The organism is Acinetobacter calcoaceticus DSM 30006 = CIP 81.8, assembly GCF_000368965.1.
In the GTDB taxonomy this organism is placed as follows: domain Bacteria; phylum Pseudomonadota; class Gammaproteobacteria; order Pseudomonadales; family Moraxellaceae; genus Acinetobacter; species Acinetobacter calcoaceticus.
In genome coordinates this window covers 208920-230109 of sequence record NZ_KB849778.1, presented here as the reverse complement: position 1 = coordinate 230109, position 21190 = coordinate 208920, and the positions used below count along the sequence as shown (strand labels likewise).

The 21190-nt window shown below is 39.7% G+C and carries 21 protein-coding genes, 2 tRNA genes and 1 pseudogene; 11 read left to right on the top strand and 13 right to left on the bottom strand.

Translation table 11 applies throughout. The features are described 5' to 3' along the window. Positions 1-2 precede the first annotated feature (2 nt). Positions 3-761 (bottom strand): imidazole glycerol phosphate synthase subunit HisF, encoded by a 759-nt coding sequence (hisF, locus tag F936_RS01175; RefSeq protein ID WP_005038191.1) that lies wholly within the window; start codon positions 759-761, stop codon positions 3-5. Positions 762-873: 112 nt separating this feature from the next. Here hisF and F936_RS01170 point away from each other — a divergent pair, with 112 nt between their 5' ends. From F936_RS01170 to F936_RS01155, 4 genes are read left to right on the top strand one after another with little or no spacing between them, the layout of a single operon-like run. Further along, positions 874-1824 (top strand): homoserine kinase, encoded by a 951-nt coding sequence (locus tag F936_RS01170; RefSeq protein ID WP_005044116.1) that lies wholly within the window; start codon positions 874-876, stop codon positions 1822-1824. Between the two features lie 9 nt (positions 1825-1833). Continuing rightward, positions 1834-2463 (top strand): DUF1294 domain-containing protein, encoded by a 630-nt coding sequence (locus F936_RS01165; protein ID WP_005044114.1) that lies wholly within the window; start codon positions 1834-1836, stop codon positions 2461-2463. A gap of 36 nt (positions 2464-2499) precedes the next feature. Further along, positions 2500-2892, top strand: coding sequence for a DUF4870 family protein (locus F936_RS01160; RefSeq protein WP_005038196.1), 393 nt, complete (start codon positions 2500-2502; stop codon positions 2890-2892). Between the two features lie 3 nt (positions 2893-2895). Beyond that, positions 2896-3201, top strand: a complete 306-nt coding sequence (locus tag F936_RS01155; RefSeq protein WP_005038198.1) for an antibiotic biosynthesis monooxygenase family protein — start codon at positions 2896-2898, stop codon at positions 3199-3201. Between the two features lie 32 nt (positions 3202-3233). Here the strand turns inward: F936_RS01155 and F936_RS01150 are convergent, their stop codons facing one another. Continuing rightward, positions 3234-4136: a DMT family transporter gene (locus tag F936_RS01150; protein ID WP_005044112.1), complete on the bottom strand. Its 903-nt coding sequence runs from the start codon at positions 4134-4136 to the stop codon at positions 3234-3236. Positions 4137-4232: 96 nt separating this feature from the next. On the opposite strand from F936_RS01150, the gene F936_RS01145 reads away from it, so the two are divergent. Next, positions 4233-4784, top strand: a complete 552-nt coding sequence (locus tag F936_RS01145; protein WP_026055548.1) for an XRE family transcriptional regulator — start codon at positions 4233-4235, stop codon at positions 4782-4784. A gap of 30 nt (positions 4785-4814) precedes the next feature. After that, the gene (locus F936_RS01140) at positions 4815-5516 is read left to right on the top strand and encodes a hypothetical protein (RefSeq protein WP_005044107.1); all 702 of its coding nucleotides are present in this window, start codon (positions 4815-4817) and stop codon (positions 5514-5516) included. 56 nt (positions 5517-5572) lie between these two features. Here the strand turns inward: F936_RS01140 and hisA are convergent, their stop codons facing one another. The 5 genes from hisA to hisB form a co-directional block, all read right to left on the bottom strand. After that, positions 5573-6304: a 1-(5-phosphoribosyl)-5-[(5-phosphoribosylamino)methylideneamino]imidazole-4-carboxamide isomerase gene (hisA, locus tag F936_RS01135; protein WP_004639792.1), complete on the bottom strand. Its 732-nt coding sequence runs from the start codon at positions 6302-6304 to the stop codon at positions 5573-5575. 94 nt (positions 6305-6398) lie between these two features. Beyond that, positions 6399-7040 carry a 3'-5' exonuclease gene (locus F936_RS01130; protein WP_005044105.1) on the bottom strand — a complete coding sequence of 214 codons (642 nt, stop codon included), beginning with the start codon at positions 7038-7040 and terminating at the stop codon, positions 6399-6401. A gap of 86 nt (positions 7041-7126) precedes the next feature. Next, positions 7127-7675, bottom strand: coding sequence for a DUF805 domain-containing protein (locus F936_RS01125; protein ID WP_003653883.1), 549 nt, complete (start codon positions 7673-7675; stop codon positions 7127-7129). A gap of 152 nt (positions 7676-7827) precedes the next feature. Beyond that, entirely contained in the window at positions 7828-8445 is a 618-nt protein-coding gene (hisH, locus tag F936_RS01120; RefSeq protein WP_003653881.1) for an imidazole glycerol phosphate synthase subunit HisH, read from the bottom strand. Next, positions 8445-9038 carry an imidazoleglycerol-phosphate dehydratase HisB gene (gene hisB, locus F936_RS01115; RefSeq protein ID WP_004639787.1) on the bottom strand — a complete coding sequence of 198 codons (594 nt, stop codon included), beginning with the start codon at positions 9036-9038 and terminating at the stop codon, positions 8445-8447. Before hisB ends, hisH begins: the two co-directional genes overlap by 1 nt. A 102-nt stretch (positions 9039-9140) precedes the next feature. Here hisB and F936_RS01110 point away from each other — a divergent pair, with 102 nt between their 5' ends. The 3 genes from F936_RS01110 to F936_RS01100 all read left to right on the top strand — a co-directional run bounded on the left by F936_RS01110 (position 9141) and on the right by F936_RS01100 (position 9907). Beyond that, positions 9141-9524 (top strand): GNAT family N-acetyltransferase, encoded by a 384-nt coding sequence (locus F936_RS01110; RefSeq protein ID WP_003653877.1) that lies wholly within the window; start codon positions 9141-9143, stop codon positions 9522-9524. Between the two features lie 105 nt (positions 9525-9629). After that, positions 9630-9705, top strand: a tRNA-Phe gene (locus tag F936_RS01105). A gap of 126 nt (positions 9706-9831) precedes the next feature. Beyond that, positions 9832-9907, top strand: a tRNA-Phe gene (locus F936_RS01100). 174 nt (positions 9908-10081) lie between these two features. Here F936_RS01100 and F936_RS01095 read toward each other — a convergent pair. From F936_RS01095 to ompR, 5 genes and pseudogenes are all read right to left on the bottom strand, one after another. After that, complete coding sequence (locus tag F936_RS01095) at positions 10082-10513, bottom strand: GNAT family acetyltransferase (protein WP_004789884.1); 432 nt, start codon at positions 10511-10513, stop codon at positions 10082-10084. A gap of 130 nt (positions 10514-10643) precedes the next feature. Beyond that, positions 10644-12158 (bottom strand): acetyl-CoA hydrolase/transferase family protein, encoded by a 1515-nt coding sequence (locus tag F936_RS01090; RefSeq protein WP_005044101.1) that lies wholly within the window; start codon positions 12156-12158, stop codon positions 10644-10646. Positions 12159-12193: 35 nt separating this feature from the next. Beyond that, positions 12194-12322: pseudogene (locus F936_RS18540) on the bottom strand (hypothetical protein). A gap of 27 nt (positions 12323-12349) precedes the next feature. After that, positions 12350-13807, bottom strand: a complete 1458-nt coding sequence (locus F936_RS01085; RefSeq protein WP_005044098.1) for an ATP-binding protein — start codon at positions 13805-13807, stop codon at positions 12350-12352. Positions 13808-13824: 17 nt separating this feature from the next. Then, a complete protein-coding gene (gene ompR, locus F936_RS01080) occupies positions 13825-14589 on the bottom strand; it encodes an osmolarity response regulator transcription factor OmpR (RefSeq protein ID WP_000060753.1) in 765 nt (254 codons plus the stop codon). A 668-nt stretch (positions 14590-15257) separates the two neighbouring features. Between ompR and F936_RS01075 the strand changes: the two genes are divergently transcribed. Both F936_RS01075 and F936_RS01070 read left to right on the top strand, forming a co-directional pair. Then, entirely contained in the window at positions 15258-17606 is a 2349-nt protein-coding gene (locus F936_RS01075; RefSeq protein ID WP_005044096.1) for a Tex family protein, read from the top strand. A gap of 298 nt (positions 17607-17904) precedes the next feature. Continuing rightward, entirely contained in the window at positions 17905-20094 is a 2190-nt protein-coding gene (locus tag F936_RS01070; RefSeq protein ID WP_004639778.1) for a SulP family inorganic anion transporter, read from the top strand. 70 nt (positions 20095-20164) lie between these two features. Here the strand turns inward: F936_RS01070 and F936_RS01065 are convergent, their stop codons facing one another. Further along, positions 20165-21055, bottom strand: coding sequence for an SDR family NAD(P)-dependent oxidoreductase (locus tag F936_RS01065; RefSeq protein WP_005044093.1), 891 nt, complete (start codon positions 21053-21055; stop codon positions 20165-20167). Positions 21056-21190: the final 135 nt, after the last annotated feature.

Sequence of the window (21190 nt, the reverse complement as noted above, 5' to 3'; positions counted from 1 at the left end):
ACTTACAAGCGCATTTCGATGCCTTGTTCAGCTAAATATTGCTTAGCTTCTGGAATGGTATATTGGCCAAAGTGGAAAATACTTGCTGCCAATACTGCATCGGCGCCACCTTGTAAAATACCGTCTGCAAGGTGTTGTAAGTTACCTACACCGCCTGAAGCAATTGTTGGAACGGTAACACGGTCATTAATGGCACGCATTAAAGCAATATCGTAACCCGCTTTAGTACCGTCGGCATCCATACTGGTAATGAGTAACTCACCCGCACCAAAGTCAGCCATTTTTACAGCCCATTCAATCGCATCAATACCGGTTGGTTTACGCCCACCGTGGGTAAAGATTTCCCATTTGTTGTCGCCGGTTTTTTTAGCATCAATTGCAACCACAATACATTGCGCGCCAAAGTGCTGTGAAGCTTCTTGAACAAATTCAGGATTAAATACGGCTGCTGAGTTAATACTCACCTTATCAGCACCTGCATTTAATAACGAACGAATATCTTCAACCTTACGTACACCACCACCGACAGTTAATGGCACAAATACAGTCTCGGCCATACGTTCAACAGTACGGTAAGTGGTATCGCGTCCATGATGTGTAGCGGTAATATCTAAAAAGGTAATTTCATCTGCACCTTGTTCGTTATAGCGACGCGCCACTTCAACAGGGTCGCCAGCATCACGAATATCGAGGAATTGAACGCCTTTAACTACGCGTCCGTTATCAACGTCTAGGCAAGGAATAATACGTTTAGCAAGCATAGCTTTTTCCAAAAATAATCGCCGTTGGTGAAAGTTCCTACACAGGCGCTACACCTTCATGGAGGGAAGAGGTATTCTATCAAACTTCACAGATGTTTTTTGCAGGTTTTCCATGTCGGTTTATACCCCGTTGAGTTTAGATGAAGTTCGCGCCTTTGCTGCACCTTATGGATTAGAGGTGTTGGAGCTGAACCCAATTCAGGGAGGTATTCAAAACACCAATTATTTTCTGGTTGATGTAAACCGCAAACAATATGTATTGACTGTATTTGAAGAGTTAGATGCACAAGGGGCAGGCGAGCTGATTCCTGTTCTTGAACAATTGGGGACTCATGATGTACCCGTTGCTGTGCCTTTAAAACATAGTGGACAAGCGGTTCATGTTATTGCAGAAAAACCTGCACAAATTGCTCCACGTTTAATGGGGCACCATCCCATGCAAACGACAGTTGCACAAGTTGCCGCAATTGCAGACGCACAGGCAAAACTGCATGTTGCTTTGCAAGATTTTCCGCTTGAGCGTGAATATCGACGTGATCATCAATACTGGACAGGTGTTGCAGAGCAGCTTAAACCAAACATGACTCAAGGTGACCAAACGTTACTTGAGCAGGTCTATCAAGCTTTTAATACTAAAACAGCGCAGTATTCAAACCGACCAACAGGTTTTATTCATTCAGATTTGTTCCGAGACAATACGTTGTTTGAAGGCGAGCAATTACAAGGTATTTTAGATTTTTACGAGCTCAATCAAGATGAATTGCTATTTGATATTGCGATTACCATCAATGATTTCTGTACTGAATACCCAGCGGCGCATTTAAATTCAGACAAAGTAGCAGCTTACTTAGCGGCATATCAAAAAGTTCGCGCACTTACTTTAGATGAACTTGAGTGTTTAGATGTATTCTTGGCAATGGCAGCATGTCGTTTCTGGTCAATGCGCTTGCAAGTTGCTCAAAAAAATAAAGAAGAAGGACGTACAGGCGACGACATTTTGCAAAAAGATCCGCAAGAAATGCGAGCAATGATGCAAGATCGTTTAAGCCATGTAAAAGGATAAGGAATAAAGATGCGAGATCAGGGGCGATTAGTCGAATGGTTCGACGAAAAAGGTTATGGCTTTATTCAGCCAGATGATGCTGAAAAAGAGCGAGTCTTTTTGCATATCAAAGATTTTGCACGCCCCGGTCCTCGGCCAATTATTGGCTGTGCACTGGAATATCTGATTATCCTTGATGAACGTGGTCGCTTCCGTGCCCAGCAGGTGACCTACCTAAAAGCATCTCAAACTCGCAAAGCTTCAAAGTCAGCAAAAACAGAATCTTCATTTCAAGCAAAACCATGGTCTGCCATGCAAATGGGGATCGTATTTTATTTTGTTTTAATGGGCATTATGAGCTTTATGCATACTTTGCCAGCTTACGCCTTGTTGTTTGTTTTAATGATGAATGTGCTGAGTTATTGGCTCTATTCACAAGACAAAGAAGCTGCACAATTGGGTAATCGCCGTGTGCCTGAACAAACATTGCATATTGTCAGCTTTTTAGGGGGCTGGCCTGCTGCATGGTGGGCACAACAAAAACTGAGACATAAAACACAAAAACAACCCTTTCGTAAGATTTATTTTTGTACCATATTCCTTCATTTACTTTTGATTTTGTGGCTAATTTCTCCCTTAAATGTGTTGCGGGGCTCATAAAAGTAAATCGTTTTATTAAACTCGAGAGGTATAAAAATGAATAGTTCTATCGACCAAGATTCAAATCGTACTTTAACGCTTATTTTATATGTACTTTATATTGTTGCCATTTTTACAGGTGGCTTACTTGCGGTTATTGCTCTAATTATTAACTACGTGAAACGTTCTGATGTGCAAGGTTCAATTTTTGAGAGCCACTTTACATGGCAAATCAGAACATTCTGGTGGTATCTGGCTTGGAATATTATCGCCTTTTTGCCGTTTATTTTCTTGTTCTTTACTGGTGAAAATCCTGATCTGTTTGCAGGGGTTGCAGTCTCATCGACCGTATTCTGCGTAGGCGTAATTGCTGCTGCGTGGATTTGGATTGTATATCGTGCAATTCGCGGTTTGATTGCGTTAAATGATAACCGCCCGATGTATCAATAAACCATGATTATTGAACATGTGCATTTGAGCATAAAGGCTGGGCAAAGTGAGGCGTTTCTTGAGGCATTCGAGCAGGCCAAACATATTGTCTATCCAATGGAAGGCTTTAATGCTGTCCAGCTGATTAGACATGCAACTGATCCTCATCATTATATTTTAATGATTTTTTGGGATGAGATTGAAAATCATACCGAAGGGTTTAGAAAGTCTGAGGCTTATCAGGAGTGGAAGGCATTGCTCCATCCATTTTATGATCCAATGCCGACAGTTGAGTATTATCAACCCTGCATATTATTGAAGAAAAAATAATTGATAAAAAAGAGAGCATTTCGCTCTCTTTTTTATTCTTGAATTCCTTTGACTTTTTTGGTCGGTAACTTAATTTTTAACTCACTCACTAAAACACCTAATACCACTAAAGCACCACCAAAAAGAGCAATGACTGGTAAACGCTCACCAGCAATTCGACCAATAATGCCCGCCCAAACGGGTTCTCCTGCATAAATAATTGCAGCACGTGAAGGGTCAACCACACGTTGAGCCCAGTTCATCACAAATTGAATGAGTGCGCTGGCTAAGCCTAATGCAACCGCAATCAGTACAAGAGGCCATGAAAATGCTGGAATCGTATGTTCACCAATCACAGGCATAATGGCAAAAGAAAGTAGAGAGGCAACACCGAGTTGAATGATGGTGACGCGGCGTAAATTTACTTTTCCAGCAAAGTAGCTAATAAAAATAATCTCTAAAGCAATCGCAAAGGCGCCCAGTACTGTTAAAAGCTGCCCAAAGCTTAATGAAATCTGTTTAAAACCATTGCCTGTCAACAAAACAAGACCAGCAAAAGCCAGAGTTGCTCCAACCCACGTCATGATGTGTGGAGTTTTTCTAAAGATGAGCCACATTAAAAGAGGAACAAGTGGCACATAAAGTGACGTTAAAAACGCCGATTCACTACTTGGAATGGTTTGAAGACCAATCGTTTGAGTTCCATAACCTGCCGCAATTACAAGGCCAATCGCGCTACCTGCACCTAAGTCTTTTAACGTTATGCCTTTCATACTTTTTAATGAAATAACCAATAACGTTAAGGCAGCTACCGCAAAGCGACAGCCTACGAAAAACATAGGTGACGAAAAACTCAGTGCATACTGCACAGTAAGGAATGTTCCACCCCAAATAATGGTAATTAGGATAAGAGCTAGCTGTGGGGCTTTGCTTGAGCTCAGAGAAATTGGTGACATATCTGATTAGGAGAAATTGTGCAATATACTGCACATATTGCAGTATTCCTATGTTCTGTGCAATATATTGCTCATATTTTCTTTGCTACTTATTTTATGACCCAGTCCAGCACCGTTTTACAGCATGTCGGCACAAACATCCGTTCATTAAGAGATGAGCGAGGTTTAAGCCAACAGGATTTAGCCGATCAGGCTGGTGTGAGTAGACGAACAATCGCTGCTTTAGAAACAGGGCAAGTGAATATTAGCTTGGCTAAACTCGACGCAATTGCGGCAGTGTTAAGTGTAGATTTTAGAACGATTGTGAGTGCACCAGAGCTCAAAGAGCAAACCTTAGTAAATGTACTTGCTTGGCAGGGAGACAAAGAAGAAAGCAAAGCAACTTTACTGGCTTCAGTTCCATCTCGGTCTCAAGTTGAGCTTTGGACATGGTCGTTGGCAGTGGGGGAATCTTATATTGCCGAAGCAGATGCGGAAGGATGGCAAGAACTTATTTATGTATTAGAAGGTGAGTTGACCATACAATTTACCCATAGCATAAAAATAATTCCTGCTGGTTCATCTTTTAGTTTTGCTAGTTCAGTGACTTATACCTATATCAATAGTGGAAATCAGGTACTTAAATTTATGCGTAATGTGGTTTATTGATTCTAATAAAAAATTTGAAGAGAAATATAAATGCCCAAATGGCTGAGAATATTAATATTATTTATTTTTAGTTTATATGTCGTGATCACAACTAAGGGATTAGTGGTGGATGCATATTATGTGTATAAAAATTTTCATGAAGTGAAGCAACAGAATTGTGAGCTTATTGGGAATATAACAAAACAAAATTATTGTAATCAATTAATTGCATATAAATACAAAATGATTTTGTTTGAAGATTCGCGTTTTAAGTCTAATGAATACTATATTTCTTTCTATAAACTGAATCCTGAAGCGATCCAACGTTTATCAGGATGGTTAATAAGTGCAAAAAATAAAAATTTCCTATCGCTAGTGGATAATGAAAAAGATGAGTTCTTTTTTGCACAACCACCAGCAAAAAAAGTTTGGCTTCTTCCTCATTTGAAAAAATACTGTCTTAATTCCAATGAGCCGTGTTTAAGAAAAAGATTAAGAATATCGGATAATCAGATTAATCAGCAGCATTCATATATAGTTTATGGTCCAGATGACTTGTATTGGCAAATTATTCAGAATAAGAAAATAAGCTGTAAACAAAATTTTAGTTTTAATAAAGAAATAGCTCTATATCAAGAATCAAAGCTATATGTGCCTAAAAATTCTATAGAGAATAAATACTTAATTTGTTATGACTCTACAACTGGCATAGTTCGGCTAACTTTGAAAACAACTTCTAGCTACCTTAGATAAAATTATATAGTTAATAAAAAAAGAGCCTAAAGCGGCTCTTTTTTACATCTTAAAAATTAAAGACGATTTTCATCTAACAAAAGCTGAGCTTCACGAAGGCTCAGTGTGCCTTCATAAATTGCACGGCCTGTAATCGCACCTAAAATGCCCGGTTGGCCTATTAAGTTGCGAACGTCATCAAGGTTAGTTACACCACCTGAAGCAATTACTGGTAAGCCTGAGTATTGAGCCAAGTTGACAGTTTGCTCGACATTTACACCTTGCATCATGCCATCACGAGCAATGTCTGTGTAAACAATGCTAGATACGCCTGCATCAGCAAAACGTTTTGCTAAATCAGTTGCTTTAACGTCAGTTACATTAGCCCAACCATCAGTTGCAACCATACCATTCATGGCATCAATACCAACAATGATGTGGCCTGCAAAGCGTTTACAAGCTTCTTCTACAAATTCAGGCTCTTGAACTGCTTTAGTGCCGATAATGACAAAAGTCACGCCAGCTTCTAAATAGTGCTCAATTGTTTCTAAAGAGCGAATACCACCACCAATTTGAATTGGTAATTCTGGCTGAGCTTTAGCAATTGCTTCAACAATAGGTTTATGAATTGGAGTGCCTGCGAAAGCGCCATTCAAATCGACCAAATGCAAACGACGTGCGCCTTCATTTACCCAATGCTGGGCAGTTGCAACTGGATCGTCAGAGAAAACTGTATCGTCTTCCATACGCCCTTGTTTTAAACGCACACATTTACCATCTTTCAGGTCAATTGCAGGAATGATTAGCATGCTTCCGCTCCTTGCTTCATCATGATTATGAAATTTTGCACATCTTAGCAAAGTATTGATCAATCGCTAAGCCTTAGAAAAGACTTTTATAACTTTACGCTTGAAGTGCGGTTTGAATAGTTTGATAAATGTGAGCGGGTAATAGTTTTTGTTTTCTGAGCGCTTGAAATACCAATAAAGCAGCATAAGCATCGGCAGCAGCGTAACTTATTTGTTGTGACGTAAGCGGTTTTCGTGCCCAGTTTGACGTTCCGACTTTTTTCGACTTTGCAAGATATTGCTCAAATAACAGCGCCACTGCTTTTTGTACTCCCAGTTGCTGTTTAAAACCAAAATGGCTAAAGCCTTTTGCGAGGTCGACACAACCTTCTAGTTCAATCCCTTTTTTATGAAAAATATGCTTATCGTTTTTTAAGCCAAAACCGACTTTAATTTGTTTGGGGTTAGATAAAATGGGTTGCAAAAATTTTAAAGTGAATGAATTTACATGAAACAGATATGCTTTTTGTTCAGTCGCTAACTGAATCAGATGTGGGCCTGTCGAGACTTCGCCCACTCGAAACGTGGGTTTTGATTCGGAATCAAATCCTAGAAAATGGGCTGCTTTTAATTCATTTTCAATATTTTTACATTGCTCGATATTTTCAATCACCACAATATTTTGGTGGGTAAGATTTTCGAAAGGAGGAAGCTGCTGAATAGAGGCTTTATCAAGAAGGGGGGAAGCTTCAGACATATTTATAGTGTAGAAAAGAATTGAGCTATTAGCTTTATATATGAATAAAGCCTAGAGAACTAGGCTTTATAAAGGACTACAAGAAATTATTGAGACTGAGAAGGAGTACCAATGACAACACTTTCGCTTTTCTCAACATAACCTTCATAGGTTGGAGCCATGATTGTGGCAACAATAGCAAAAACAAAAGCAAGTGGAATTAGGACAATATAAATCCAGCCTAAAACACGCTCCCAGCCAAGAGTTGGGCGCTGTGGACCATAATCATTAGTGCCTTCTGTACCTTTTGCAGCAAATAGATAAATCATAAAAATAAAGTTTACAGCAGGGATGAGCATCAGTAATGACAGCCATCCCGTATTATTACGATCATGTAAACGGCGGATAGTAAATATAAAGCTAACATAGATACAGGCAATATAAACAATACCTATAACAATCATTCCTGTGGTGGAAAGACCGCTTAAATCTTCACTATTTGTTAGTCCAAAAGTAAAAGCGACAATAAGAACGGCGATCACAATTACGAGTGAAAATAAGAGGGTCCATGCCGCATAAGAGAGTCGTCCAAAACGGCCACTTGCTTTAAAGGGGGAATCTTGTTGAATCGGTTGATTTTCAAAAGGTGAATTCATTTTGTTTTCCTGATCATTTGGTTTTATTTAAAAGTATAAATATTCAATATTTTGTTGAATAAAATATCATTCTGTAAATGATTGGTTGTTATTATAAATAAAAAAATAGATCAGGCCATCTCGACCTGATCTATTTTATTTTTTAAAGGAAATTAAATATTCCATTCCACAAAGTTTTTCAGTAACTGCAAACCGGCAGTATGACTTTTCTCTGGGTGGAATTGAGTCGCAAATAAATTATCTTTGTGAATTGCTGTGCAGAAGTTCACACCATAGTCACAGGTCGCAGCCACAACGCTTTCATCTTTTGGCTCGACATAATAACTATGTACAAAGTAGAAACGTGCATCTTGTTCGATGTTGTTCCACATTGGGTGGCTTGGGTCCAATTGATGAACCTGATTCCAGCCCATATGAGGCACTTTTAACCCTTCCATTTGAGGGAAGTGCTTTACTACACCGTCAAAAATACCTAGTGCGTCTACACCGCCATTTTCTTCAGAACTTTGTAGTAATGCTTGCATGCCGACACAAATCGCAAGAACTGGCTTATTAAAAGCAGCTTTACGTACGACTTCATCAATACCTGCTTCACGCATACCTTGCATACAGTCGCGCATTGCACCAACACCCGGAAAAACAATTTTGTCGGCTTGTGCAATTAATTTTGGATCATTGGTCACATCGACTGTGGCGCCCACATACTCAAGTGCTTTAGCTGCTGAGTGTAGATTGCCCATGCCATAATCAAGTAACGCGATACGTGTCATTAGAGGCTACCTTTTGTCGATGCAATCGTGTTTTCGGCACGTGGATCAACTTCACATGCCATACGTAAAGCACGAGCTAGTGCTTTGAACACACTTTCAATTTGATGGTGGCTATTTTTACCTTTCAAATTATCGATGTGTAAGGTCATAAGCGCATGGTTTACGAAACCTTGGAAAAACTCAGAAAATAAATCGACATCAAACGTACCGATACGTGCGCGGGTAAATGGAATATCCATAAATAAACCCGGACGACCAGATAAATCTACAACAACACGAGATAAAGCTTCGTCTAATGGTGCATAAAAATGACCATAGCGTTTTAAACCTTTTTTATCGCCTAAAGCTTGTGCAAAAGCTTGCCCAAGCGTGATTCCACAGTCTTCTACGGTGTGGTGATCGTCAATATCGAGGTCTCCGTCACAATGAATATCGATATCAAATAAGCCATGTCGCTTGATTTGATCAATCATATGGTCTAAAAATGGAACTCCAGTGTTTAGTGTGCCTTGACCAGTACCGTCGAGATTTAATCGAACTCGAATTTTGGTTTCATTGGTATTTCTAACCACTTCACTGATACGTTGCGTCATGGACACGTTCCTCAAAAAAACGTCAAAAATGATTGGATGTAACGATAATTTCGCTGTGACGAATTCGTGACAGCATCATAGTTTGCTCAGGAGGGTTAATCAATGCCTATTACCGTACATGCTTATAGTTCTCTAGATAATTCAGAGATTCGCGATCAGCTTGAGCGACTGTATGATACAAGTCCGGAGTTTGGTGACGGGCACGATGCGATTGAACAACTTGAACAAGATTTACAACAGTATACCACGCTATACACTGCCGAATTTAACACCAAAATTATAGGGGCAATGTGGTCTTCAGGACAAGGTGAAAGCAAGGTTCTTGAATATATTGTTGTGCATCCTGCCAACCGTGGTCGTGGGGTAGCAGAGCGTTTAGTTGAAGAAGCTTGTCGTATAGAAGAGTCAAAAGGCGTGAAAATTTTTGAGCCGGGTTGTGGTGCTATTCATCGCTGTTTGGCTCATATTGGTAAATTACACCATTAAAAGTCCAGTTCGTATGTGATGGTGATTTAAAAATAATCACTTGTTACAAAAAACACGGAAGTTGCTTGACGTGATCATATAAACATTGTTTAATACGCCCACTTCGGCGTGATAGCTCAGTAGGTAGAGCAACGGATTGAAAATCCGTGTGTCCCCAGTTCGATCCTGGGTCTCGCCACCATTATATGTGTTTTCAATCCCTGATCCCATCAGGGATTTTTTTTGAGTATAAAAAATACTCATTTAAATCAAAAACTCAGGATAATAGTTGACTATTGTTCTGAGATACGGCTTAATACAGGCCATCGGCGTGATAGCTCAGTAGGTAGAGCAACGGATTGAAAATCCGTGTGTCCCCAGTTCGATCCTGGGTCTCGCCACCATATTCGAAAAAGCCTCATACATAACGTATGAGGCTTTTTTCATGCCTATTGTTTTTATCTGAACAAATCATTTTCTTACTTGTGGGTAAAATGAGATTTATCCACAAGCACTGTCACTTATCCCCAAGTTCTGATTATTTTTCTTATTATGTCAAAGCTATAACAAGTAAGGGCTTAATCATGTGAACTATCGTTAATTAGACGTTTTCCTAAACATACCGCTTCTACTTCGTCATAGCCGAGCTGTTCATAAAAATTCAGTACATTTAGGTTATCTTTACGCACCAATAATTGTAGTTTTGGGCAGCCCCGAGCAATCAGTCGCTTTTCAAGCTGCTGAACGAGCGCTGTAGCTATTCCTAAGCGTTGTTGGTGGGGGTGAACAGCCAAATAATTAATCCAGCCTCTATGGCCGTCGTAGCCGCCCATAAGCGTGCCAATGAGTTGCTCATCTTTAATAGCAACCAAAAATAAATCATCTTGTTGTGAGACTTTTCTGAAAATATCGGTTTCAGGATTATTCCAAGGACGAGTCAGGCCGCAGCTTTCCCATAAAATAACGACATCTTCCAGATCCGCATTTGTAAATTGACGAATAATAAACATATAGATTTCTACTTTTTGTTTTGATGTGCTGAAAAGATAAAATAAAAATTCGGGCTTGAGCAGTATTTTATGAATAATTTAAACAAATAAAAAAGCACCCCCGTAGGAGTGCTTGAATTAAACCAGTTATTTAAGCTGATTTTGCAACTGGTGCTGCTTGAAGCATTTGACCTGTTTCTTCGAAGTTTGCATGCCAAGACAATGCTTCACGAAGTAAATGAGGCGTATGTCCACCTTTAGCGCATGCACGATCAAAGTAATCATTTAATGCATCACGGTAAAGTGGATGTACACAATTGTCGATAACAGCGCGAGCACGTTCACGAGGTGCTAAACCGCGTAAGTCTGCTAAACCTTGCTCTGTCACTAAAATATCAACATCGTGTTCACTGTGGTCAACGTGACTCACCATTGGCACGATAGAAGAGATATCGCCGCCTTTAGCAATTGATTTAGTCACAAAGATCGCCAAGTGAGCGTTACGAGCGAAGTCACCTGAACCACCAATACCGTTCATCATTTTAGTACCGCAAACGTGAGTCGAGTTCACGTTACCGTAAATATCAAACTCAAGGGCAGTGTTAATGCCGATAATACCTAAACGGCGAACCAGTTCAGGGTGGTTAGAAATTTCTTGTGGACGAAGTACTAATTTGTCTTTGTAAGCTTCGATATTGCCAAAAACTTTTTCGCCACATTTTGCAGAAAGTGTAATTGAGCTACCAGAAGCAAATTTCATTTTGCCTGCATCAATTAATTCAAAAGTACAGTCTTGTAATACTTCTGAGTACATGATGAGGTCTTCAAAGTCAGAATCTTTTAAGCCAGTCAATACAGCATTGGCAATAGAACCGATACCTGCTTGTAATGGGCCAAGGCTTTTCGGTAAGCGACCTTCAGCAACTTCTTTATTAAAGAAAGCGATCAGGTGGTTTGCAATGCCTTGGGTTTCATCATCTGGCGGAGTTACTGTTGATGGTGAGTCATGCGTATCGTTAAATACAATACCAACAATCTTTGCAGGATCGATTTGGATTGCTGATGTACCAATGCGCTCATCCACTTTTGTTAATGGAATTGGGGTACGTGTTGGACGATAGGTTGGAATGTAGATGTCGTGCAAACCTTCAAAGCTTTCGCTTAAAGATGTGTTGATTTCAACAATTACTTTCTCGGCAAAAATAGCAAAACTTGCAGAGTTGCCAACAGAAGTCGTTGGAATAATGCCGCCATCTTCAGTAATTGCAATTGCTTCAATCACTGCAACATCAGGACGTTTAAGCTGTTGGTTACGCATTTGCTCAACAGTTTCAGACAAATGTTGGTCAATAAACATAACTTCGCCATTGTTAATGGCACGACGTAAGGTATTGTCCACTTGGAATGGCATACGACGAGATAAAACACCTGCTTCCGTGAGTTGTTTGTCTAAGTCGTTACCTAAGCTGGCACCCGTAATTAACGTGATTTTTAACGGATTTTTCTTTGCAAGTTCTACAAGTGCTTGTGGAACAGCTTTAGCTTCACCAGCACGAGTAAAACCACTCATACCTACGGTCATTCCATCTTCGATGAATTGTGCAGCTTGTTCAGCACTGATGACCTTGTCATGAAGAGAAGCTAGGCGAATACGACTTAAAGACATTGGACATCCTCAGAATTGTCAAAACATAGGGGATTTTAGCTATGAAAAATTGAAAAGTGCATAGGTGTTAGGCTAAGGTCTAATTTTGTAAATAAATGGTGGTATAAAATATATTTATGGTTTTTATTTTATTGATTTTTAATTATTTTATTTGTCTTTAAAATGAGGCTTTTAATAACTAACTGGTTAAATTAAAAGCGCTCACTCAAAGTTTGTTTTATTTTTTCTAATGGATTGATCGAGCTGTTTTCTTCAGTGATTGGTTTCGGGATAGGTAAAGAAATAATAACTTCTAAACCGCCTTGTTCACGGTTATGAATTTGAATTTCACCATGGTGAATATCAACAATACGTTTGACAATCGCAAGGCCCAGACCGCTTCCTTGAACTGTTCTTGCCGAGTTTCCTCTAACAAAAGGTTGCATTAACTCTTCTATTTGATCTGCTGGAATACCTTCACCATGATCGGCAACAGTAATTAAAATATGTTCATTTTCAACTTTTGCACTGAGTTCTATTGGTTCGGCACCATAGCGTTTTGCATTGTTAATCAGGTTGGCAATAAGTCGCTTTAAAGAAAGACTACGTGCCGGAATAATTGGCACATCCTGCATCTCGAAGTGAATATCAAGTGGCTTAAACTGGATAACAAGTTCTTGCAAAAGCATATTGATATTGGTGTCTTTCAATTCTTCATCTGAGCCATCACGCATATAAGAAATAAACTGATTAAGAATCGCATCCATATCATCTACGTCATAGACTAGACCTTCACGTAAAAACTCATCAGGTAGCATTTCCGCCGTTAAGCGAATACGCGTAAGAGGAGTTCTTAGATCATGTGAAATGCCGGCCAGCATAATACGTCGTTCACGCTCAGTTTGGTCAAGCGTATAAACCATGCGGTTAAAGGCTTGGTTCACCTGACGAATTTCTAAGGGACCGTGATTGGTATCTAAATAAGGTGCCGTTCCAGCTTTACTATATTCATTTGCAGCATTTTGCAAACGACGTAAAGGGCGGTTCATCTGCCTAACTAAAATCAGAATAATAATAGCTGAAAGTAATGGAACACCAACAATCCAACCAACCAGTAATTCAGGACTATAGTTGGCGTAAGTTTTTAGAGGCTCACGGACCCAGTTCCCATGCATTTCAGGTGTTTGAATCCAGATGCGTGGGCTAGGCTTAAACTGGAAGTAAACCGTAACATCCTTCGTCCCAATCTCATTTGCCAGTTTTTGTTCGATCTGATTGGTAAAAAACTCAGCAATAACTTTATCGCGGACGCTTGGATATTCTTTGGGATTGGTAACGTATTCAATACCAACACGATTACGTAACCACGTATCAACATCAACTTCGTTATCACGATGGAAAATTCGTATATCTGGATTGTTGACGAGTTCAAGTTCAACTGCTAGATAACGGGCGTGTTGTTGAATTTCAGGTAAATAAAGAGTGCGCCAAAAGAACCATAACGACATAAATAAGCTAAAAAATACCACCAGCAGTACCAGAATGGTGGTACGCATGGCAGCAGAGCGTGGCTTAATCTTGTCGAGAAAACGTTCCCACCGAGTTCGTTTCCGTTCAGAGTAGGTGGCGTAGTCAGTAAAGTTTTGTGGCGCGATTGGTTCTAAACTCACTCTATTTTATCTCAAGCTTATTCCGCACCATCTGGAACAAATACATAACCCACGCCCCATACAGTTTGGATATAACGTGCACGTGCAGGATTATCTTCAATTAAACGACGTAGACGAGAGACTTGAACGTCAATTGAACGTTCCATTGCACCCCATTCACGACCACGAGCCAAATTCATGAGTTTGTCGCGCGTTAATGGTTCACGTGGGTGTTGTACCAATGCTTTTAATACTGCAAATTCGCCAGTCGTTAAGGTAACGATTTGTCCTTCGCGTGTCAGCGTGCGGGTAGACAAGTCTAAAGACCATGGTCCAAAGCTCACAACTTCAACTTGTTGGCTTGGAGCACCTGGAACTTCACGAACTTGGCGACGTAATACAGCACGGATACGGGCTAAAAGCTCATTTGGATTAAATGGTTTTGGTAAGTAATCGTCTGCACCAGCTTCCAGACCTGCAATACGGTCTGAATCGCTACCACGCGCTGTTAACATGATAATAGGCGTATCAATATTTGATTGGCGTAAACGACGGCAAATACTCAAACCATCTTCAACTGGCAACATAAAGTCGAGTACGATAAGTGAAAATAACTCACGTTGTAATAAACGGTCCATTTGCGAAGCATCGTGGGCAGTTTTTACAACAAAGCCTTTATCTTCCAAAAAACGTTGCAAGAGGGTACGTAAACGCACATCGTCATCGACCACTAAAATACGTTCGACACGATCCGTTTCGTTGTGTACGGTTTCAGGATGTTCAGCAGGTACAACTAAACTCATGATGTACTCCCTTTTAAAGTCATAATTTATATATTATTGGGTCGGTCAGGCTTATTGCCAGCAAGCCCTCAGTATAATGCTGATGTTCTCGTTAAGACTATGTATCAATTTGCTCAAAATTACAATTTTCAAGGTGGTTTGAAACCAAAAAACAACATCTTAAGCCCATAATTTAGCAAAGACTGATTTAAAAAAACAAATACTTAAATATTTGATAAATTTTTAATAATTAAATAGTAATAACTAATTGTTTCAAATAAGTTATTTTAGGTAGACCAACTTGGTTGTTATAAAGCTTTTAATTGTTGAAGTAAGCGGATAGTTGAGTTGGTTAAAAGATTGGACGAATAAAACCTTGTTGAATGGCTATATTTTTATCTTTTGAGGAATGTATCAATATGATCATTTTCTCATAATTTATAATAAAATTTTGTCACTTTCATGACACAAGGCCTACGTTTATATTTTATAAAGATTAAAAAACAGAGTTCAGCCTCAACTTTTTCATACTTGAACTCCTGTTTTTATGTGCTCTAGTAGTCGTAAAAACTATAAATATTCAGAGTCAATACAAAAAAACGTTTTGAATACGCAAACAAGTGTGGATTTTATGGGCTTGGTCTTTATAATCAGTGCTTTTAAACTTTATCCTTGTGGGATCAAACACGATGACTGACTTAGTTCAGCAGTTGGCAAGTGAGCTTGCCGTACGTCCAAACCAAGTAGAAGCTGCCATCCGCTTAATTGATGAAGGTGCCAGTGTTCCATTTATTGCCCGTTACCGTAAAGAAGTAACACAAGGTTTAGATGATACGCAGTTACGCCAATTAGATACTCGTTTAGCGTATTTACGTGATTTATATGAGCGCCGTGAAAAGGTTATTCAGTCATTGCAAGAACAGAATAAATTGAGTGATGACTTGTTGGCGCGGGTGAATGCGGCCGAAACAAAAAATGCTTTAGAAGAAATTTATGCACCGTATCGCCCTAAGCGTACAAGTAAATCTTTTAAAGCAAAAGAAGCAGGTTTAGGACCAATTGCTGAAAAAATTATTGCAGAACAAGTTGACCCGACAGAAGCATTAGCTGGATTCAGTCATGAAGACTATCCAGATGTTGAAAGTCAGTTAGATGCAATTCAGCATATTCTGATTGATGACTGGGCACAAAATATTTCACTTACTACAGAATTAAAAACAACTTTTGCAAAAAGTGCGGTTTTAAAAAGTGCAGTTGCATCTGAAGAAAAGAAAGAAGTTGGTAAAAAATTCCGTGATTACTTTGAATTCTCTGAAGGTCTAAACAAATTACCTTCACATCGTTTATTGGCGATGTTACGTGGTCGTCAAGAAAACGTATTGGGTTTGAAAGTAGATGGTGAAGATGATGCACCATTGGCGCGTATTGAAACTGAATACAACCTTGAGCAAATTCAACCTCAAGCACGTCAGGATTTCTTAAAGCAAACTGCAAAATTATTCTGGTTAGGTAAGATTCGTCCTCAAATTGAGCATTCATTGCTGACAGAAAAACGTCTTACTGCCGAAACAGAAGCAATGCAGGTATTTGCTGAAAATCTTCGTCATTTATTATTGTCAGCGCCAGCTGGCAGTCGTACGACTTTGGGTGTTGACCCTGGTATTCGTACAGGTGTGAAACTTGCAGTGATCAGCGATGCTGGTGATGTACTTGCTCACAGCACGATTTATCCATTTGCTCCAAAAGAAGACAAAGAAGGCTCAATTGCTGAACTTGCACGCCTATGCCGTGAATATAATGTAGAGCTCATTGCAATTGGTAATGGTACAGCTAGCCGTGAAACAGAAGCTGTTGTTGCTGAAATGATGGCTGCGAATACTGATCTGAATTTAACACGAATCACTGTAAGTGAAGCGGGTGCATCTGTTTACTCTGCAAGTGAACTTGCGTCGGCAGAACTTCCAGAACTTGACGTTTCAATTCGTGGTGCAGTATCTATTGCTCGCCGTTTACAAGATCCACTTGCTGAACTTGTGAAGATTGATCCGAAGTCAATCGGTGTGGGCCAATATCAACACGATGTGAACCAGACTGGTTTGGCAAAAACACTTGATGCAGTGGTAGAAGACTGTGTGAATGCTGTCGGTGTTGATGTAAATACCGCTTCACCAGCAATCTTGGCTTATATCGCAGGTTTAAATAAAGCAATTGCTCAACAAATTGTTGAATACCGCAAAGAGCATGGCCGTTTTGATAACCGTCAAGCGTTGAAAAGCGTACCACGTTTAGGTGATCGTACTTTTGAGCAGGCAGCTGGTTTCTTGCGTATTCAAAATGGTTCTGAACCTTTGGATGCTTCTTCTGTTCACCCTGAAAGTTATGGTCTTGTTGAGAAAATTGTTGCAGCAAAAGCAACAACTGTTAAAGACATCATCGGTAATACTGAAATCATTCGCCAAGTCAAAGCTGATGAATTTGTTGATGACAAATTTGGTTTACCAACAATTCAAGACGTTTTAGCTGAACTTGAAAAACCGGGTCGTGACCCACGTCCAGAGTTCCGTACTGCTAAATTCCGTGAAGATATTACTGAAGTTGGTCAATTGACAGAAGGTATGCAGCTTGAAGGTGTGATCACTAATGTCACAAACTTTGGTGCCTTTGTTGATATTGGTGTGCATCAGGATGGTTTAGTTCATATTTCTGAACTGGCAAATGAATTCGTATCTGATCCGCATAAAGTTGTAAAACCGGGCCAGATTGTACAAGTGCGTGTTATGCAGGTTGATGTTGAACGTAACCGCGTGAACTTAAGTATGCGTGCTGAAGGTTCTGCACCTGTTAAAGCGGCGCGTCCACCACGTCGTGAGCAAAATACAGAACAGCGTTTTGAGCGTAAACCTCAAGGTAAACGTCCTCAACCGCGTAAAGATCAAGCTGAACGTCCTCAGCGTAGCAAGCAAGATAAACCACAAGAACAAAAGATTGGCGGTTTAGGTGCATTGTTACTACAAGCAGGGATTAAAGGCTCTAAATAAGAGTTTTTAATTGATAAAAAGGCCTCCAGTCGGAGGCTTTTTTTATGGGTTAAGAATTATTTTTTTAACAGTTATATAAAAGCAGATAAGAAAAAAAATCGCAGTCGTAAAGATGAGGTGAATCTTAAGATCAACAAAACGTTGTGAAACCTACAATCAAATATACAACGTTATAGCATAACTCAACTTTAACGATATTCAGTTGTCCGACACCATCAACCAAGCCTTGAAGCAATTAATCACTTTCAGGCTGTAATAGTACAACTTTGCTTATTTCTTTATTATAAATGGTTGTTTTATGTCGGTTTTAAACCTGAAAAATAGATTTCATTTAAAAGACCTCCTGTCAGGAGTTGTCGTATTCCTTGTGGCATTACCGCTGTGTTTGGGTATCGCTTTAGCCTCAGGAGCTCCCATTATCTCTGGCATTATTGCTGGTATTGTTGGTGGTATTATTGTTGGCTTACTGAGTGGCTCTCACATCAGTGTAGCCGGACCAGCAGCAGGACTAACTGCTGTAATTCTTGTACAGTTAGAACAATTAGGCGGCAATTATGCCGCCTTTTTATTGTGTATTATTTTCGCAGGTGTTCTGCAAATTCTCTTTGGATTATTTAAGTTAGGCTTTTTTGCAAACTTTATTCCAAATAATGTCATTTTGGGATTACTGGCGGCCATTGGTGTCATCCTGATTGCGACACAATTACCTTATCTGTTCGGGCTTTCTGATTTTTCATGGAAACAGGTTTGGACTTCAACGCCAGATGCATTTCTTCAGCGTTTTGATGGAGGAGCTGCACTCATTGGTTTGCTCAGTTTATTCTTAATTTTAGCGTGGGATAGCAGCCCACTCAAAAAACTAACTTTACCTTCTGCTCTGATTGCAGTTGTGTTGGCAGCGGTTTTAAATTTTATTTTGGTGAGTATTGGTTCTCCATGGGCAGTGCAAGTTGATAACCTCATTCAATTGCCGAATATATTGCAAGCACCCGAAGAAGTATTAATTTTCCCTGATTTTAGCTATTTAGCTGAGCCTATGATTTACACAGGAGCAATTACGCTTGCTGTCGTTGCATCGTTAGAAACATTATTGAATCTGGAAGCGGCAGATAAAATCGACCCTCAAAAACGCTCTTCTCCTCCTAACCGTGAACTCTGGGCACAAGGCACAGGTAATATTATTTCAGGCTTAATTGGTGGAATGCCTGTGACTTCGGTTATTGTGCGTAGTTCGGTGAATGCAAATGCAGGGGCACGTAGTAAATGTTCCACCATTATTCATGGTGTATTGTTGCTGTTAGCGGTTTTGTTCTTCGTACCATTAATGAACATGATTCCTTTGTCTGCGTTGGCTGCGATCTTAATTGTGACAGGCTTTAAGCTTACTCATCCAAAACTATTTAAACAGCTCTATCAAAAGGGTTGGAAACAGTTTTTACCTTTTATTATTACCTTAGTTGCAATTTTGCAGACTGATCTTTTAATGGGAATTTTAATTGGTCTGTTCACCAGTAGCGCTTTTATTCTTTATGGGAATTTTAATAAAGGTATTCGTGTTTATAGAGAAAAGCGTTTGCATGGTGTGGTTACTCGTATTGAACTCCCGTCACAAGTAACCTTCCTTAATCGTTCTGCGCTTATTTCTGCATTGGAACATGTGCATAAACATCAACAACTCATTATTGATGCAACTCAATGTGATTCGATCGATCCTGATATCTATCAGGTTATTCAAGATTATCAAAATGAAACTGCCATTAAACGTCAGGTAAACCTTAAACTTGTTGGGTTTAAGCAGCACTATCAAGATGTTGATGATGCAGTACTTGATATTGATATTAGTACAAGGGATTTACAACAAAAACTGAGTCCACAGCAAGTCGTGAATTTGCTTAAAGAAGGTAATGAGCGTTTTGTAAGAAATGAACGCCTTCAACGGGATATTTATCGACAAATTCGAGTTACCGCAGATGAAGGACAACATCCGATCGCAGCAGTCCTTGGTTGTATGGACTCACGTGCACCTACCGAAATGATTTTTGACGTGGGTATTGGTGATCTGTTTAGCTTACGAATCGCAGGTAATATTGCTGGGCAAAAGGTATTAGGCTCGCTTGAGTTTGCTTGTCAGGCTAAAGGCTCTAAAGTGATTGTAGTCTTAGGGCATACCGATTGCGGTGCGGTTACGAGCGCATGTCAATTACGCTTAGAGCATAAGCAAGTGGCTGACGTGAAGGAAATGCCACATATTCAATATGTGCTTGGGCCGTTAATGCATTCAGTTGATAGTGTGTATGACATTATGCAGCCACGTGAACTAAGCAAAGCCTTTATCAATCAGGTGACTGCCATGAATGTTCACTACAACATTCAATACATCATTAACCAAAGTAACGTCTTAAAAGATATGGTTGAGCGAGGTGAAATTGCAGTTGTGGGCGCGATTTATGATGTAAAAACAGGCCATGTTCAGTTTCTGGATGGGTAATATTTTTAGTTAAAAAAAGCGCCTTACTTGAGGCGCTTTTTAAATCCTAAATTATATTTTTAGCCGAAAATTACCAGTGTTCACCTGGGAAAATTCGTGCATATGCTTTTTGTGCCCAGTTCAACTTCTCGGTTTCTTGACCTTTTGCCGCATCCGAACTTGGGAATAAGCGGAAGCCAATCGACATAAACATATTGTTGATACCAGGCGCAACCGAATAAGTCATTGAAGCTAAACGCCCTAAGTTGGTTGCCATACGTTTTGGACGTTTCACAATTGCATAAGCAATTAAGTCAGCAGCCTGCTCAGGTGAAAGTGTTGGTACGTATTTATAAATTTTAGTTGGTGCAATCATTGGGGTGCGAACCAACGGCATATAGATTGAAGTAATCGCGATTTTATGTGCATGAACCTCAGCTGATAGGCAGCGGCTAAATGCATCAAGAGCAGCTTTAGACGCGACATAGGCAGAGAAGCGAGTCGCATTTGCTAACACACCAATCGAGCTAATATTAATAATTTGCCCATCTTGACGTTGAATCATATGAGGCAAAATATTGAGAACTAAGCGCACTGCGCCAAAATAATTTAACTGCATCGTGCGTTCAAAGTCATGGAAACGATCATAAGACTCATGTACGGCACGGCGAATAGAGCGACCGGCGTTATTAATTAAAATATCAATGTGATCAACCGTAGCTAAAATTTCTTTAGACACTTGATCAATCGTATCCATATCGTTGAGATCACATGGGAAAATTGATGCCTTACCGCCACGACTTTCAATACCTGCTTTTACTTCTTCCAAAGTTTCTTGAGTACGGGCAACAAGTAAAACATGAGCACCCGCATCAGCAAGTTTGTTTGAAATCGTTAATCCGATTCCACTCGAGGCGCCTGTCACTAAAATGACTTTATCTTGTACCTTTTCCTGGAACAGAGCTTCTAATTTTTTATTCACAGCATTTTACCTAAGTAGGGGCAGGGACTATTTATTCCGGTATGTAATTTTTATTTTTTACAACCGTAGGTTCATCCAAATGAACTCATAAATATAGCTCTTATCTTAATAGATGTTTAAAAATTGTCTAGTCAG

Excerpts from the sequence above, each read along its gene's own strand:
- hisF (WP_005038191.1), bottom strand. The coding sequence starts at position 761 with ATGCTTGCTAAACGTATTATTCCTTGCCTAGACGTTGATAACGGACGC.
- F936_RS01170 (WP_005044116.1), top strand. The coding sequence starts at position 874 with ATGTCGGTTTATACCCCGTTGAGTTTAGATGAAGTTCGCGCCTTTGCT.
- F936_RS01165 (WP_005044114.1), top strand. The coding sequence starts at position 1,834 with ATGCGAGATCAGGGGCGATTAGTCGAATGGTTCGACGAAAAAGGTTAT.
- F936_RS01160 (WP_005038196.1), top strand. The coding sequence starts at position 2,500 with ATGAATAGTTCTATCGACCAAGATTCAAATCGTACTTTAACGCTTATT.
- F936_RS01155 (WP_005038198.1), top strand. The coding sequence starts at position 2,896 with ATGATTATTGAACATGTGCATTTGAGCATAAAGGCTGGGCAAAGTGAG.
- F936_RS01150 (WP_005044112.1), bottom strand. The coding sequence starts at position 4,136 with ATGTCACCAATTTCTCTGAGCTCAAGCAAAGCCCCACAGCTAGCTCTT.
- F936_RS01145 (WP_026055548.1), top strand. The coding sequence starts at position 4,233 with ATGACCCAGTCCAGCACCGTTTTACAGCATGTCGGCACAAACATCCGT.
- F936_RS01140 (WP_005044107.1), top strand. The coding sequence starts at position 4,815 with ATGCCCAAATGGCTGAGAATATTAATATTATTTATTTTTAGTTTATAT.
- hisA (WP_004639792.1), bottom strand. The coding sequence starts at position 6,304 with ATGCTAATCATTCCTGCAATTGACCTGAAAGATGGTAAATGTGTGCGT.
- F936_RS01130 (WP_005044105.1), bottom strand. The coding sequence starts at position 7,040 with ATGTCTGAAGCTTCCCCCCTTCTTGATAAAGCCTCTATTCAGCAGCTT.
- F936_RS01125 (WP_003653883.1), bottom strand. The coding sequence starts at position 7,675 with ATGAATTCACCTTTTGAAAATCAACCGATTCAACAAGATTCCCCCTTT.
- hisH (WP_003653881.1), bottom strand. The coding sequence starts at position 8,445 with ATGACACGTATCGCGTTACTTGATTATGGCATGGGCAATCTACACTCA.
- hisB (WP_004639787.1), bottom strand. The coding sequence starts at position 9,038 with ATGACGCAACGTATCAGTGAAGTGGTTAGAAATACCAATGAAACCAAA.
- F936_RS01110 (WP_003653877.1), top strand. The coding sequence starts at position 9,141 with ATGCCTATTACCGTACATGCTTATAGTTCTCTAGATAATTCAGAGATT.
- F936_RS01095 (WP_004789884.1), bottom strand. The coding sequence starts at position 10,513 with ATGTTTATTATTCGTCAATTTACAAATGCGGATCTGGAAGATGTCGTT.
- F936_RS01090 (WP_005044101.1), bottom strand. The coding sequence starts at position 12,158 with ATGTCTTTAAGTCGTATTCGCCTAGCTTCTCTTCATGACAAGGTCATC.
- ompR (WP_000060753.1), bottom strand. The coding sequence starts at position 14,589 with ATGAGTTTAGTTGTACCTGCTGAACATCCTGAAACCGTACACAACGAA.
- F936_RS01075 (WP_005044096.1), top strand. The coding sequence starts at position 15,258 with ATGACTGACTTAGTTCAGCAGTTGGCAAGTGAGCTTGCCGTACGTCCA.
- F936_RS01070 (WP_004639778.1), top strand. The coding sequence starts at position 17,905 with ATGTCGGTTTTAAACCTGAAAAATAGATTTCATTTAAAAGACCTCCTG.